Origin of the sequence: Rhizobium sp. AG207R (genome assembly GCF_027109195.1) — a bacterium.
Classification (GTDB): Bacteria; Pseudomonadota; Alphaproteobacteria; order Rhizobiales; family Rhizobiaceae; genus Rhizobium; species Rhizobium dioscoreae.
On record NZ_JAEPVT010000004.1, the window covers coordinates 482,310 to 496,991 of the forward strand.

Genomic DNA, 14,682 nt, shown 5'->3' on the forward strand with positions numbered 1-14,682 from the left:
CATTGCAAACGGACAAGGTCGACGATGCCGCTACGCTCTGAAAATCAGGCAAAGTGGGCGCTCGCCTCTTTCGAAACGATGTAGACCCGCAAGGGCTCACCCCGGCCTCTGACGGCAATCTCCCGGCTTTCTGTGCCGGCAATATCTGCTTCCGAAAGCTGCGCCACCGGTTCTGAAAAGACGAGCGCGGTATTGAACTCCTTGGCGACGCTCTCAAGGCGGCTGGCGACGTTGACCGTATCGCCGATTGCCGTCACGTTCTTGACGGTGCCATACCCCATCGAGCCCACCACAGCGAGGCCGGTATGGATGCCGATGGCGATTTCGAGTGGGGCAGCCAGTTCATCAGCGAGCTCCGCACTGAGCTTGTCGATCTCGCGGATGATCGCCGCGGCGGCCTTCAATGCCTGGCGATTGGCCTCCTTCGGGGTCGTGCGAAGGCCGAAGAGCGCCATGGCGCCATCGCCGATGAACTTGTCCATCCGGCCACCATTTTCTTCGATGATACGGCCGACGATCGCGAAATAGCGGTTGAGCAGGAAGACGATGTCGAAAGGCAGCCGCGATTCCGTCAACGACGTGAAATGGCGCAGATCGCAGAAGAAGACGACGATCTCGCGCTCGCGGCCGGGACTTGCCGTTTGCGTGTAGACCGGAATCGTCGCCTCGGCCATCGGCGTCAGCAGCGGCACAACGCTGACGTTTCCGGTCGGACGCAGTTGACAGGCAAGCCTGACATCCGGCGTGGCGCCGATACGGTTCAGGGTCTTCTGCTCCAACGGCTCGGGCGGCGGCAGGTTTTCCGCTCCCTCGATGATTTGCACGCGGCAGGTGGAACATTGCCCCTTGCCGCCGCAGACCGAATAATGCGGGATACCGCCGAGACGGCTTGCCTCGAGCACGCTGAAGCCGCGCGGCGCGTGCACGACTTCCCCGCCCGCGTAACGAATGGCGACCTGATATTGCCGCTCTTTTAGCCTGCGCTGTGCCCGGAAGGCGAAAAGGGCGGCGATCGACAGGCTGAAGGCGCCATAGAATCCGGCGCGGTACGGCAACAAGTCTTCCGCCATTTTACTGCCAGGCGCCGAGCCTGACTCGCCAAAGCTTCGAACGTCGCTGTAATAGCCGCCGGGATAGCCGCGCTCATCCTCCTGGGCGACCTCATGTGCCACCGTCTTGCCCATTGCGGCAAAGCCGAGCAAAGCGAGGATCGGCAGAACAATGGCGAGCGACAGCATGACGGGCGCGATCACCATGTACCAGGGGCGGTAGCGCAGCCAGAAATGAACGCCGATACACCCATGAAGCCAAACGATCAGAAGGACGAGCGACTGGCGCACACCGTTGAATGGCGACGTCACCCACAGGCTGCGCACGATCGCCTTGTAGGTATCGTGATAGCCATAGACCTCATGAACGATGCGCGTCGCAACGATATGGTCGATCAGCAGGAGGGGGACCAATAGACCGGTAACGATCTGAAAAGCCTCGCCCGCGGGCATGACAAGCGTCCTGCGCTTGTAGAGCATTCGCAACACGAGCAGGATATGCAGGATCAGTGCCCCATAGAGCAGCACGGTTCCGACCGGATTGCGCCAAACCGCCATGAACCAATGCTGCGCACGTTCGGCCATGCCGAGCGAGATCAGACCGAGGGAATGGTTGGCCAGATGCATGATGACGAAAGCAAAAACGATCAGACCGGAGCCGAGACGGAGCTTTCGCACGAGGCGATCGGTTATGATTGGCTTTCTTGCCTCGATGGTCATCAAACCCAATGTATATTGCCCGTTCACAACAGATCCGAAAACGGCTATCGCCTATTTATCTACAGCGGCGCGCGTCATATATGACGCGCAAAAATCGCTGAAGCACTTTTAACCTGCTGCATAATTTTATCCTCAAATCGATTCCGATTTAAGGAATTATGCAGTAGCCGCAACACCGCATACTGTCGAGGATGCGGCTTTTTGAAGCAGGGACCTTATTGTCACGCAACCGGTCGGAATTCGGGCAATCCTCTCACGATTCGGGTTCCTGCCATCACTTAATCGTCAACTGTGCGACGACATCATGAAGATTGCCTTTTATGCTCCCTTGAAGTCGCCTGCCCATCCGGTCCCATCCGGCGACCGGCTGATGGCGCGCCAGATCATCGCAGCATTGAAGATGGCCGGGCATGAGGTCGAAGTCGCGTCCGAACTGCGCAGCTTCACGCTTACCCCGGAAGCCGACTCACGCGCGGAGATCGCCCGGCAGGCGGAGAGCGAGATGGGCCGACTGCGGGAGCAATGGCGGGACAAGGCGGCACCCGATCTGTGGTTCACCTATCATCCCTACTACAAGACACCCGATCTCATCGGTCCACGCGTCGCCAGGACGCTGGGCATTCCCTATGTGACGGCCGAGGCCTCCTACTCTCGCCGTCATGACGAGACCGGCTGGAGCGAGAACCAGCGCCTTATCGCCGATGCGGTAAGGCTTGCCGCCGTCAATCTGTGCTTTACCGAGCGGGACCGGCTTGGTTTGCTCGATGCGATCCCCGATGCCCGCTACGAGCGCTTCCTGCCCTTCATCGATACCGCACCCTTCGCCCGCTCGTCCTCCGATCCGCGACGGCTGATTACAGTGGCAATGCTACGGAAGGGCGACAAGTTTGACAGCTACGCCATGCTGGCGGGTGCGCTCGATCTTATCCGCGATCAGGATTGGATCCTGACCATCATTGGCGACGGGCCGATGCGGGCCGAGGCAAGGTCGTTGTTTTCCACATTCGGCGAAAGCCGCATCATCTGGCGCGGAGAGCGTTCCACCCCAGAGATCGCGCAAGAACTGGCGGCCGCCGGTCTTTATGTCTGGCCCGGCTGCAACGAAGCCTATGGCCTCGCCTATCTGGAGGCGCAGGCGGCGGGCCTGCCCGTCGTCGCGCAGGCAACGGCCGGCGTGCCGGAGGTGGTGATGGCGGACAAGACCGGACTTCTAACACCAGAGGGCGATATCGAGGCCTATGCCAGTGCCATCGCTCGACTTTTGAACGATCAGAACCTGCGGCAGACCATGGCAGACGCAGCCTATGACTTCGTGCATCAGGAGCGCTCGCTGACCGCCGCAGCGCGGCGGTTGGAAACCATTCTTCGAAACCATTTGGGAGACACCTATTATGAGCGATAGAGCCGATTGGCAGCCCGTGCGTGACGAACTGCGGCGATGGAGCGAGGCGGGACGGAAGGTGAAATTCTGGTTCCGCGACGACGACGCCATCGAGCCGACCCCTGCCCTCGACCGGCTTCTGTCGCTTGCCAATCGTTTCGACATGCCGATGGCTCTGGCGATCATTCCGGGACCGACGGGCGAGGCACTCGCCGAACGTCTGACGCGGGAAAGCCACATCACCGCCACGGTGCACGGCTGGACGCATCAAAACTATGCTCCTGACGAAACCAAAAAGCAGGAGCTCGGTCTGCATCGGCCGCAGTCGATCGTGCTCGACGAGCTGCACCGCGGCTTCGATAAGCTGAAGACCCTTTACCCACAACAGTTCGTGCCGCTGTTGGTCCCGCCGTGGAACCGGATCGATGATGCGCTGTTGCCACATCTCGCCCCCTTCGGCTATCGCGCCGTCTCCGTTTTCGGACTGGCAAAACAGGCCCCCATCGGCTTGATCAACACCCATATCGACATCATGAGATGGCACGGCGTACGTGGTGGTTTACCGCATGCCGAAGTAATCGGACGTCTCGTGGAAGAACTCCGGATCCGTTTCGACGGCCATGACGAACCGATCGGGGTGATGACGCACCATCTCGCCCATGACGATCTCGCCTGGAATTTCGTGGAGGCGCTGTTTGAGGAGACGGCCGACCATGCCGCCATCGAATGGCGGCCGGTCGGCGACTTCGTACATTAGTCGTTCAGCTACGCGCCGAGTTCCTGGGCGAGCCCGATGAGAAGTCCTTCAGGTCCGCGGATATAGCAGAGGCGATACGCGTCGCCATACTGGACGACTTCGCCGACGAGCTGCGTGCCACGCGCGCGAAGCCTTTCAAGGGTGTCGTCGATGTCGTCCACGGCAAACATGACGCGGAGATAACCCAAAGCGTTAACCGGGGCGTTGCGATGATCCGCGACGACGGCCGGCGCAAGGAAACGGGAGAGCTCGAGCCGGCTGTGGCCGTCCGGCGTGCGCATCATGGCAATTTCGACGCGCTGATCGCCTAGGCCGGTGATACGCCCGGCCCACTCTCCCTCAATCGTCGCCTGCCCTTCGAGCTCGAGGCCGAGTTCGCGAAAAAAATCAATCGCCCCTGCCAGGTTTTCGACGACGATTCCGACATTGTCCATTCGCTTGACGGCCATCTCTTCAACCTCCCGAAAGCCGTTTCAGTCAAAGGGTTGTTACCCCGTGTAATAACGGACACTTCTAGCCAAACGGTGTCTCAGAGCTGCAGCGATTGCCCGTCAAAGGCGAAGAACGCTTCGGGGAAGCTCTTCTGCGCATCGCGCTGCATGTCATCCAGTTCCCGGTCCGTCCGGCCGGGCGCATGATGGAACATGGCAAGCCGCTTGGCACCGGCCTTCTTCGCGAGCTTGATGCCCTCCTGCCATGTAGAATGGCCAAAACCGAGATATTTCTGCATCTCCGTTTCGAGATAGGTCGCATCGTAGATGGCAAGATCGGCATCCGCCATCAGCTCAAGCGCCGCCTCGTCGAGACGGCCCGCCACATGCTCGGTATCATAGACCATGGCGATCACTCGCCCCGACCACTCGATGCGATAGCCGATACAGCCGCCGGGATGGTTCAGCCTCGTCGTATGAATGACGATGCCGGGATGCGGCTTCAACGTGTCGCCGGCGGCAAAATCGCGGAAATTCATCGTCGCCCGACAGATGTCGGGTTCGACGGGGAACCATGGCGGCCGCATGAATTGGCCGATCAGCTGCCGCGTCGTCGTTTTGCCGGCCAGATGGCCCGACCAGAGATCGACGCTAACGCGCGGATCGTATATCGCGTTGAAGAAAGGCAGGCCGATGATGTGGTCATAGTGCGAATGGGTGAAGAAGAGATCGATGTTGCGGACCTCCTCCTTGGCAAGGGATGCCGCCGCTTCGCGCAAACCGGTCCCTGCGTCGAACAAGATATGCCTGCCGTCATGCCGTAACTCAATGCACGACGTGTTACCGCCGTACCGCTCAAATTCCGGTCCCGATACAGGGATGCTCCCCCGCACGCCCCAAAATTTCAGCTCAAAACTATCGTTGTTCATGGAAGTTTTTACACCATTCCCCTTTCGGTCAAAAAAAGCACACTTTTGCTATCGTGCGAAGCCAGCAATTTCTAAAAGTCGTGCAGTGGTAAAAACTGGATCTCATCGGTCAGCCGACACAGATCGTTGGGCGGATTGTCGCCAACGGATCGCACAGGCCTAATATAGGTATGAAATGGCAGAATAGATAAGAGGGGGAATTTGCGTGTGGTCCCGATGGGCTAATCTATATTAGACCACAACAAGATGCGAACCTGTGCGAGAGACTGAGAAGATTTGGCCGAGACTTGCGCGCGTCTATCCTAGAGCGTGGCGGCCGACCGCGCCGCCTGTTCGTAATAGCCGGACAATGCCCTTAGATGCGAAGCGATATCGGAGAGATCGTCTTGCGAGAGACCCGATACTTTCGTTGCCTCAACCAATAGCCGCTCGCGAATTTCGGTATAGCGCTTCAGCGCGTCCAAGCCCTTATCCGTCACCCGGATGGTCTTTTCCTTGCCGGCCTTGCCGCTCTTGACGAGGCCTGCCGCCTCGAGCTTCTTGATGGCGTAATTGGCAACATGCGTGTCTTCAATATCGAGGACGAGGCAGAGATCGGCGAGCGTCTTCGGCCGGTCGCGATGCCGCACGGAATGGATGATCAGGATCTCGATCGGTGAAAGACCGGGCACGCCGGCCGCTGCCATGCAGCGCACTAGCCAACGATTGAAGGCATGGGAAAAGAGGATCGACCCGTATTCCAGCTCCGACAAGGCTGGCGAGCTGCCGCCGGCAAGATGGGCCGATGATACGATCAACTCGCGTCGTTTGCTCTTTTCCTCGGACGTCACCTGAAAACTCCTTCGAACCGGATCAAGGCCCAGCAGATTCGACGGGCCGAGCGATCAAGGCCGCTCGACCCGGCATCACATTGCTATTCCTCCCGTTTTCCGTAGCCGCCGCCGGTGGGAGTGACGACCGTAAAGGCTTCGCCAGCTTCGAGCACGGTATGGGCCGAGCCGATCAGCTCTTCAATCCTGCCATCGTTGCGGCGGACATAATTGCGGCCAGTCTGTCCGGCTTCGCCGCCCTTGATGCCGAAGGGCGCCACACGCCGATGGCCCGACAGGATCGCGAATTCCAGCTTCTCACGCGTGCGGATCGTGCGCTGCGTGCCGTTGCCGGAGTTCCATTTGCCGCGCCCGCCCGAATTCGGACGAATATGGAAATCCTCCAGCACGACGGGGAACCGCGTCTCAAGGATTTCGGGATCGGTGAGGCGCGAGTTGGTCATGTGCGTATGCACAGCATCGGCGCCGTTGAAGCCCGGTCCTGCCGGCGCGCCGGAGCAGATCGTCTCGTAATATTGATAGGCATCGTTGCCGAAGGTCAGATTGTTCATCGTGCCTTGGGCTGCGGCAAGCGCCTCGACCGCGCCGAACAGGCAGTTGGTCACGGCCTGACTGACCTCGACATTGCCGGCAACGACGGCAGCCGGATATTTCGGCGTCAGCATCGTGCCTTCGGGGATGATGATCCGGATCGGCCGGAGGCAGCCGGCATTCATCGGAATATCCGCCTCGACGAGAACGCGGAAGACATAGAGGACGGCAGCGCGCGTGACGGGCTGCGGCGCATTGAAATTGTCGGGGCGCTGCGCCGATGTGCCGGTGAAATCGACCGTCGCCTCGCGCTTGTCCTTGTCGATCGAAATCTTGACGACGATCTTGCAGCCCTGATCCATCTCATAGCTGAATTCGCCGTCCGACAGACGATCGAGGACACGCCGCACGCTTTCCGCCGCGTTGTCCTGAACATGGCCCATATAGGCATCGACGACATCTTCGCCGAAGAGCGCGATCATCTTCTTCAGCTCGGCGACGCCCTTTTCATTGGCGGCAACCTGGGCCTTGAGGTCATTGATATTCTGCGCCAGCGTGCGCACAGGATAGCGGGCACCCGTCAGCAGCTTGGTAAGCTCCACCTCGCAGAACCGGCCCCGATCAAGCAGCTTGAAATTGTCGATATAGACGCCTTCCTCCTCGATATGGGTGGCAAGCGGCGACATCGATCCCGGCGAGATACCGCCGATATCGGCGTGATGGCCGCGGCTGGCAACCCAGAAGCGGATCTTCTGACCGGCATCATCGAAGACAGGGGTGCAGACGGTGAGGTCAGGCAGATGCGTGCCGCCATTATAGGGCGCATTGATCAGGAAGACATCGCCCGGATGAATGACGGCATTTTCGCGGATCGCGGTCGCAACGGAGGCATCCATTGAGCCGAGATGAACCGGCATATGCGGCGCATTGGCGACCAGATTGCCTTCGGCATCGAAGACGGCGCAGGAGAAATCCAGCCGCTCCTTGATATTGACCGAATAGGCGGTGTTCTGCAGCGTCATACCCATCTGCTCGGCGATCGACATGAAGAGATTGTTGAAGATCTCCAGCATGACGGGGTCGGCCTTGGTGCCGATGGCATTGCGCTCGGGCAGCGCCTTGATGCGCTTGAGAACGATATGATCCTTTGTGGTCAGCTGCGCCTGCCAGCCATCCTCGATGACGATCGTCTGGTTCGGCTCGATGATGATGGCCGGGCCGGTGACAGTCTGGCCCGGCTTGATCGCCTCACGCAGGACGACGGCCGCATCGTGACTTTCGCCGTTTGAGTAGAAGGCGGTGCGCCTTGCAGCTTGCGCCTCACCCTCGGCCGCCGCTTCAAGCTCGACTGCGATATCGGCAGCAGCACCGCCGATCGTTTCGATCTCGACGGCTTCCACGACCAGAGGCTTGTCCTCGGCAACGAAACCGAAGCGGCGCTTGTGCAGCGTTTCGAACTGGCTGCGCAGCCGCGCGGGATCGTCGATTTCGGGGAAAGTCGTCTCGACCGCCAACAAGGTATCGGTGCCGGCATAGCGGATATGGGCGCGCTGGACCGTCTTGATGTCGCCCGTTGCGACGCCCTGGGCTTCCAACTCGGGCACGCATTCGCCGCGCAATTCGCTACCGAGCGCTGCAATGGCGACGGGTGCGGCATCATCAAGCGAAACGCCGAGCGCTTTCTGGCGCGTTGCCCTGATATCGGCAAGGCCCATACCATAGGCCGAGAGAAGACCGGACATCGGATGCAGAAGGATGCTCTTCATGCCGAGCGCGTCGGCAACCAGGCAGGCATGCTGCCCGCCGGCGCCGCCGAAGCAGTTGAGCGCATAACGCGTCACGTCATAGCCGCGCTGTACCGAGATTTTCTTGATCGCCTCGACCATATTGGCAACGGCGATGCGGATGAAGCCGTCGGCGACGTCTTCCGGGCTGCGGCCATCGCCGATTTCGGCTGCGAGTGCGGCGAACTTGGACCGCACCGTCTCGACATCGAGCGGCTGGTCCTGATTGGGTCCGAAAATGGAGGGGAAGAATTCCGGCAGCAGCTTGCCGGCCATGACATTGGCGTCGGTGACGGCCAGCGGACCGCCATTGCGATAGCAGGCCGGACCCGGAAAGGCGCCGGCCGAATCCGGGCCGACGCGGAAGCGATCGCCATCGAAATGCAGGATCGAGCCGCCACCGGCGGCCACGGTATGGATCAGCATCATCGGCGCACGGACGCGTACGCCGGCCACTTCCGTCTCGAAGGCGCGTTCATATTCGCCGTCGAAGTGCGCCACATCCGTGGAGGTGCCGCCCATGTCGAAGCCGATAACATTGGCAAAGCCCGCCTGCTCACCGGTCTTCGCAAGGCCGACAACGCCACCGGCGGGGCCTGAGAGAATGGCATCCTTGCCCTGGAACATGTCTGCCGCCGTCAGCCCGCCCGACGACATCATGAACATGACGCGCGCGCCGGTCCGCTCGACATCGAGCTCATCACAGACCTGGCGGATATAGCGTCCGAGAACCGGCGAGAGATAAGCGTCGATCACAGCCGTATCGCCGCGGCCGACGAGCTTGATCAGCGGCGAAACCTCATGGCTGACCGAGACCTGCTCGAAGCCGATCGACCTTGCGATCCGGGCAACGGCCGCCTCATGCGCCGGAAATTTATAGGCATGCATGAAGACGATGGCGACGGAGCGATAACCTTTGGCGAGAAGGTCACGCAGCGCCATTTCGGCGGCCTTTTCGTCCAGAGCCAATTCGACGGTACCGTCGGCAAGCACGCGCTCTTCGATCTCGACGACATCTTCATAGAGCGCTTCCGGTTTGACGATCTCGGTCGCGAAGATTTTCTTGCGTTCCTGGTAGCCGATGCGCAGCGCGTCACGGAAACCCTTTGTCGTTACCAGAGCGAGGCGCTCGCCTTTGCGCTCGAGCAGAGCATTGGTGGCGACCGTCGTGCCCATGCGGACCTCGCCGATTGCACCTTCGGGAACCGGCTCACCTTTGCCAAGACCAAGATGCAGGCGGATGCCGTGAACGGCTGCGTCGCGGTAAGCCTCCGGATTTTCAGAGAGGACCTTGCGGGCGTGGAGAGCGCCGGACGGATCGCGCCCGACAACGTCGGTAAAGGTGCCGCCGCGGTCGATCCAGAAATCCCAACGACCCGAAATATTCTCCGACAAACCCGCCTCCAGCAGAACGACACCAACAACGATGATAATATATCGATAAATCGTCAACGTTTTGTCGTCAACATAAATCGCCGATAGCGGCGCGTTTCACCACTAGTATGTCGAGTCGGCCAAGAGGCAAGCGAGGGCAAAGTCGCGATCAGCCAGACCAGATAGGCTGGCGGCGCAACCGTTCCCGGAGCGATGAACCGTCATGAAATGCAAGGGCGCGAGGCCGCTGTAAAAGGTGCTAGTGCAGGCCACCAACGCCGAGCAGGCGTTCAACCGCGTGATGATCCGCGGCCAGCGCCTCGGGTGTACCCTTCCAGGCCAGCCGGCCGCGCTCCAGAATAATGACATCGCTGGCAAAATCCAATGCGCTCTGGATGCGCTGCTCCACCAGCAGGATCGTCATGTCGCCCGCCTTGGCGAGCTTGGTAAAGGCCGCCATCAGTTCCTCGCAGATGACGGGGGCAAGCCCCTCCAGCGGCTCGTCCAGAAGCAGGACTGAGGGCCGGCCGAGGATGGTGCGGGCCGTCGACAGCATCTGCTGCTCGCCGCCGGAAAGCTGGCCGCCGAGGTTTCTGCGGCGCTCCTGCAGGCGTGGAAACATGTCATAGGCTTCCTGCAGGGCGGCCTTCGGCCGCCCCTTCAGCCCGACGGACAGATTTTCCTCCACCGTCAGCGTCGGAAAGACGTCACGCGTCTGCGGCACATAGCCGAGGCCCTGATGAGCGCGGCGTGCGCTCGGTAAGCCGGCGATATCGGCCGAGCCGAGCCGGATGCGGCCATCATAGCGCCGGGTCTGCCCGGCGAGCGTGGCCAGCAGCGTGCTCTTGCCCATGCCATTGCGGCCGAGCACGGCGAGCCGTCCGCCTGCCGGCACGGAAAAGGAGACGCCTTCCAGCACCCGTGTCGGACCATAACCGGCCGACAGATTTTCGACTTCAAGCGGCGTGGCCGGCATTGGCGTAGCTCCCCAGATAGGCTTCGCGCACCCGCGCATCCTGCGTCACGTCTTTCGGTGATCCGTCGAATATGATCGTGCCGGCCGCAAGCACCACGACGCGCTTGGCAAAACGGAAAACGAGGTCCATGTCATGCTCGATCATCAGCACGGCGAGATCGGCAGGCAGATCGGCCAGCGCCTGCTCGATGCGGCCGGTGTCGCTCTGCGGCACGCCGGCGGCGGGCTCGTCCAGCAAAAGCACCTTCGGCTTCAGCGCCATGGCAACGGCAATTTCCAATAGCCGCTGCTGGCCATAGGCAATCTCGCTGACTTTGCGATGCGCAAGCGCGCTGAGGCCGAGCGTTCCGAGTAGTTCCTCCGTTTCGGCCATGACATCGCGCATGGAGAGGAAGTTACCGAACATGCGACCGGAGCGACCCGTCCGCTGCAGCACCGCCATGCCGACATGCTCGGCCGGCGTCATATCCTGAAACAGCCGCGTCACCTGGAACGAGCGCACCAGCCCGCGTCGCACACGACCGATGGCATCGACCTTGTTGACGTTCTGACCGGCAATGCGGACTTCACCGGAATCCGCCTGCAGATTGCCCGTCACGAGATTGACGAAGCTGGTCTTGCCGGCGCCGTTCGGGCCAATGAGAGCGACGCGGTCGCCCGGCGCCATCGACAGGCTGACATTGTTCGTCACCGTCAGCCCGCCGAACGCCTTCTTCAGATTGCTGACTTCGAAAATCACGCTCATGCCCGCGCCTCCCTACGACGGGCCACATAGGCAGCCGCCGTGCCGTAAATACCCTTGGGCGCGAAGAGAACAACGAGGATGAGAAGCCCGCCGACGATCGTCAGCCAATGGAAGGGGTTGGCGGCGGAGACATAATCCTCGAAAAGCATGAAGATCAGCGTGCCGACGAGCGCACCAAACAGCGATCCGGTGCCACCGAGCACGAGCATGACCAGAGCCTCGGCCGATTGTGTGAAGGAGAGACTGTCGAGACCGACGACCTGCGTAGAGATCGCATTCAGCGCACCGCCGATGCCGGCAACAGCACCGGAAATGACATACATCTTGATGAGAGCTACTTTCGGCGAGGCACCCATAGCGCGGATGCGCAAGGGATCCTGCCGGATGCCGCGGCAGAGCATGCCGAAGGGCGAACGCACGAGAAAGCGCAAAAGCACGAGCACGATCAGCAACAGTGCCACGCCATAGAAGTAGGCCGTGTGCCCATAGAGATCGAATTCGAAAACACCGAACAGCGGATCAGCTGAAATACCCGACAGGCCGTCGCTGCCGCCTGTCCAGCTCGACGCCTTGTTGGCGAATTCGTGGAAGAGATAGATCAGCGCAATCGAGAGCACGAGCTGCGGCAGGCCATGAGCTCTCAAAATGACAATGGAGCAAATCAACCCGGCAGCCGCGCCGCCGGCGATGCCGGCAAGCGTCATCAGCAAGGGATCGTTGATGCCGTAATGGGCTGACGCAATGCCGGCTGCATAGGCACCCGCGCCGAACAACGCCGCATGGCCGAGAGTCGCCACGCCGCAATAGCCGGTGACAAGATCGAGCGATAGGACGAGAAGCGCGATCGCGATCAGTCGGGTGAGAAGAGCGAGATTATCCGGAAACAGCAGGTAGCCGGCGGCAGCCAGCAGGACGATGACCGCCACCGCGATAAAATCCTGTCCAAGTGTGCGATGTCTGGTCACGATCGAAGCGGCCTCTCTTTCAAGCGTCAGCGCCATGTTACTTCATTCTCCCGGCAAAGCCGCGCGGGAAGACGCAGACAATGGCAATGACGGCCAGATAGAAAAAGAATTCCCCATATTCCGGCATGAGGTAGCGGCCAGTCGTATCGATGCAGCCAAGAATGAGGCAGGCGAGCAGCGCACCGGAGATCGAGCCCGCGCCGCCGACCGAGACGACAACCAAGAAGGTCACCATGTAGCGCAGGGCATAATAGGGCTCGACCGGCAGAAGCTCCGCACCCACCACGCCACCGAAGGCGGCCAGCCCGACGGCAATGGCGAAGCTGACCGCATAAACGATTTCCGTCCTGACGCCGAGAGCGGCCGCCATCGCGGCATTATCGACGGAGGCACGCAGCTTGACGCCGAAGGAGGTCTTCTCGATCGTGTACCACAAGGCCAAGGCGACGATGAGACCGCAGGTGATTGCGAAAATGCGATGCGTGCCAATGGTGCGGAAGCCAAGATCGACGGAGCCCTGCAGACTGCCCGGCAAGGGGATGGTTTTCAAGGTTGGGCCGAAGACATAATTGGCAATGCCGATGATGCAGAAGGTGATGCCGATCGTCATCAGCACCTGCGTCAATTCAGGCGCGCCATAGATGCGCCGATAAAGCAACCGTTCGATCGGGATGGAGATGATGACGGTGCCGACGACCGCCAGCAATACGGCGGCGCCATAACCAAGCCCTAGATCGCGCGCCGCATAGGAAGCGATATAGCCGCCGATCATGGCAAAGGCGCCGTGGGCCAGATTGACGACGCGCATCAGCCCCATGGTGACGGAAAGGCCGATGGAGATGACGAACAGCACCATGCCGTAAGCGAGGGCATCGACTGCTATGCTGAGCACGGTTTGCATTGATATCGCTGGTCCGGTTTGTGTAGCGCGGCCGCTGCCATCACACGCCTGAGGATGTCTACACTCAGGCGCATGAAGTTTTGGCGCAACTTACTTCGCAGCGGCAAGGCCGGGATCGCCCTGCTTCTCGAAGGTCTGGATTTCCTTGTTGTAGTACTTGCCGTCATCGCCCTTGGCGACCTCGCGCAAATAGATGTTCTGCGTGATATGTCGGCTTTCGGGATCGATAGTAACGGGACCGCGCGGGCTGACCCAGGACAGGCCCTTCACGGCATCGACCGCCTTCTGCGCATCCTGCTTGCCGCCGGTCGCCTCGATCATCTTGTAGATGACATGCATACCATCGAAGGCGCCCACGGCCGGGAAGGTCAGCTCGGCCGGATTGCCGATCGCCTTGTCGGCGGCTGCGACAAAAGCCTTGTTTTCGGGCGAGTCATGCGAAATCGCGTAATGGAAGGTCGTCTGCATGCCGAGCGCGGCATCACCAAGCGCCGGCAGATCGGACTCCTGTGTCAGGTCGCCCGGCGCAAAGAGCTTGATGCCGGCGGACTTCAGGCCATTCTCATTATAGGCCTTGACGAAGCCGAGCGTAGTCGGGCCGGAGGGCAGGAAGGCGAAGACGCCCTGCGCGCCGGAATCCTTGATGCGCTGCATGATCGGGCTGAAGTCATTGGTCGAGAGCGGCATGCGGATCGCCTGCACCACTTCGCCACCCTGCTTTTCGAAGCCGGCCTTGAACGCGTTTTCGGCATCGACGCCCGGACCGTAGTCGCTGACGACGGAGATGACCTTCTTCACGCCGGCATCGTAGGCAACCTTGGCGATCGGCGTCGAGGTCTGCCAAGTGGTGAAGGACGTGCGTACGACGAGCGGGCTCTTGGTGACGATTACCGAAGTGGCAGCGTTGAAGATCACCATCGGCACATTGGCCTGCTTGAGGATCGGCGTCACGGCCATCGCATCCGGCGTGAAGTAGAACCCGGCGAGATACTGGACCTTCTCCTTGACGACGAGCTCCTGGGCGAGCGACTTCGATTGGGCGGGATCGGCCTGCGGCACGTCGCGATAGATCACCTCCACCTCATCATTGCCGACCTTCTTGCCATTGACGGCCATATAGGCATCGATGCCAGCCTTGAAATTCTTGCCCTGCAGCGCGAACGGACCCGAAAACGGACCGATGACGCCGACCTTGATAGTATCGGCATAGGCAGCACCGCCAAGAGCAACGGCCGCAATGGCGGCCAAGACAAACCGTTTCATTTTCTCTCCTCCCGGCAGCCGTCTTTTTGAGCTGCCCTTGATCATT

The 14,682-nt window shown here is 60.6% G+C and carries 12 protein-coding genes; 2 read left to right on the forward strand and 10 right to left on the reverse strand.

Annotated elements, in window-relative coordinates; translation table 11 throughout:
- Positions 1 to 44: 44 nt before the first annotated feature.
- Positions 45 to 1,769: an adenylate/guanylate cyclase domain-containing protein gene (locus tag JJQ51_RS12225; protein WP_113395014.1), complete on the reverse strand. Its 1,725-nt coding sequence runs from the start codon at positions 1,767 to 1,769 to the stop codon at positions 45 to 47.
- A 304-nt stretch (positions 1,770 to 2,073) separates the two neighbouring features.
- Between JJQ51_RS12225 and JJQ51_RS12230 the strand changes: the two genes are divergently transcribed.
- Together JJQ51_RS12230 and JJQ51_RS12235 are read left to right on the forward strand one after the other, a co-directional pair.
- On the forward strand, positions 2,074 to 3,171 hold the full coding sequence (locus tag JJQ51_RS12230) for a glycosyltransferase family 4 protein (protein ID WP_113350633.1): 1,098 nt from the start codon (positions 2,074 to 2,076) through the stop codon (positions 3,169 to 3,171).
- Entirely contained in the window at positions 3,161 to 3,907 is a 747-nt protein-coding gene (locus tag JJQ51_RS12235) for a polysaccharide deacetylase family protein (RefSeq protein WP_113350634.1), read from the forward strand. Before JJQ51_RS12230 ends, JJQ51_RS12235 begins: the two co-directional genes overlap by 11 nt.
- 8 nt (positions 3,908 to 3,915) lie before the next feature.
- On the opposite strand, the gene JJQ51_RS12240 is transcribed toward JJQ51_RS12235, so the two are convergent.
- The 9 genes from JJQ51_RS12240 to JJQ51_RS12280 all read right to left on the reverse strand — a co-directional run bounded on the left by JJQ51_RS12240 (position 3,916) and on the right by JJQ51_RS12280 (position 14,636).
- Positions 3,916 to 4,356, reverse strand: coding sequence for a VOC family protein (locus JJQ51_RS12240; RefSeq protein WP_113350635.1), 441 nt, complete (start codon positions 4,354 to 4,356; stop codon positions 3,916 to 3,918).
- An 80-nt stretch (positions 4,357 to 4,436) separates the two neighbouring features.
- Positions 4,437 to 5,267, reverse strand: a complete 831-nt coding sequence (locus JJQ51_RS12245; RefSeq protein WP_113350636.1) for an MBL fold metallo-hydrolase — start codon at positions 5,265 to 5,267, stop codon at positions 4,437 to 4,439.
- A gap of 302 nt (positions 5,268 to 5,569) precedes the next feature.
- A complete protein-coding gene (locus JJQ51_RS12250; protein ID WP_069610284.1) occupies positions 5,570 to 6,097 on the reverse strand; it encodes a winged helix DNA-binding protein in 528 nt (175 codons plus the stop codon).
- An 83-nt stretch (positions 6,098 to 6,180) separates the two neighbouring features.
- Positions 6,181 to 9,807, reverse strand: a complete 3,627-nt coding sequence (locus tag JJQ51_RS12255; RefSeq protein ID WP_113351043.1) for a hydantoinase B/oxoprolinase family protein — start codon at positions 9,805 to 9,807, stop codon at positions 6,181 to 6,183.
- Positions 9,808 to 10,045: 238 nt separating this feature from the next.
- A complete protein-coding gene (locus JJQ51_RS12260; RefSeq protein WP_113350637.1) occupies positions 10,046 to 10,762 on the reverse strand; it encodes an ABC transporter ATP-binding protein in 717 nt (238 codons plus the stop codon).
- Positions 10,743 to 11,507 (reverse strand): ABC transporter ATP-binding protein, encoded by a 765-nt coding sequence (locus tag JJQ51_RS12265; protein WP_113350638.1) that lies wholly within the window; start codon positions 11,505 to 11,507, stop codon positions 10,743 to 10,745. Before JJQ51_RS12265 ends, JJQ51_RS12260 begins: the two co-directional genes overlap by 20 nt.
- The gene (locus JJQ51_RS12270; RefSeq protein ID WP_113350639.1) at positions 11,504 to 12,508 is read right to left on the reverse strand and encodes a branched-chain amino acid ABC transporter permease; all 1,005 of its coding nucleotides are present in this window, start codon (positions 12,506 to 12,508) and stop codon (positions 11,504 to 11,506) included. The genes JJQ51_RS12265 and JJQ51_RS12270 overlap by 4 nt, the downstream gene beginning before the upstream one ends.
- Before the next feature lies 1 nt (position 12,509).
- Positions 12,510 to 13,373: a branched-chain amino acid ABC transporter permease gene (locus JJQ51_RS12275; RefSeq protein ID WP_113350640.1), complete on the reverse strand. Its 864-nt coding sequence runs from the start codon at positions 13,371 to 13,373 to the stop codon at positions 12,510 to 12,512.
- A 90-nt stretch (positions 13,374 to 13,463) separates the two neighbouring features.
- Positions 13,464 to 14,636, reverse strand: a complete 1,173-nt coding sequence (locus tag JJQ51_RS12280) for an ABC transporter substrate-binding protein (protein WP_113350641.1) — start codon at positions 14,634 to 14,636, stop codon at positions 13,464 to 13,466.
- Positions 14,637 to 14,682: the final 46 nt, after the last annotated feature.